This is a genomic window from Naasia sp. SYSU D00057 (assembly GCF_017916505.1).
Taxonomy (GTDB): Bacteria; Actinomycetota; Actinomycetes; order Actinomycetales; family Microbacteriaceae; genus Naasia.
The window spans coordinates 1-529 of the sequence record NZ_JAFMSZ010000014.1; the positions used below are offsets into that span (position 1 = coordinate 1).

The window sequence follows — 529 nt, forward strand, 5'->3', positions numbered from 1 at the left end:
TTCCTCTCCACCGTCCGCCAGCTCTGCAAGGACGTGGCGGCGCCGGGGACGGAGGTGGAGGTGCATGGCACGCCGCATGGCGCGCTCGGCGACCACTACCGCGTCATCTGGCACTACGACGTGCGCGAATTCGTGGAGACCGGGCTGCGGCTGCGGCGCGAGGGCGGCTACGACGCCTTCGTCATCGCCAACTCGCTCGACACCGGGCTGGTGGAACTGCGGGAGATCCTGGACATCCCCGTCATCTCCTTCATGGAGGTCTGCTGCTTCACCGCGTGCACGATGGGCGAGAGGTTCTCGCTGCTCGTGCAGCATCCGAAGATGGTCTCCCGCTACCGGGAGATCGTGACGGGCTACGGCCTGGCCAGCCGCCTCGCCTCCGTCGAGAACATCGGCTACGCGCCCGGCAACCAGAAGATGTTCAGCCAGGAGCAGGAGGCGCTGGACTACGTCGCCGCGATCGAGTCCGCGGGACGGCGGGCGATCGAGAAGGGGGCGGAGGTGCTGTTCCTCACCGGCTCCACCGCGG

1 protein-coding gene is annotated in these 529 nt (G+C 68.2%); it reads left to right on the plus strand.

What is annotated here, in order from left to right; translation table 11 throughout:
• Window positions 1-529, plus strand: a 529-nt coding sequence (locus J3P36_RS16055) for an aspartate/glutamate racemase family protein (protein ID WP_246854919.1), incomplete at both ends; no start/stop codon positions are given.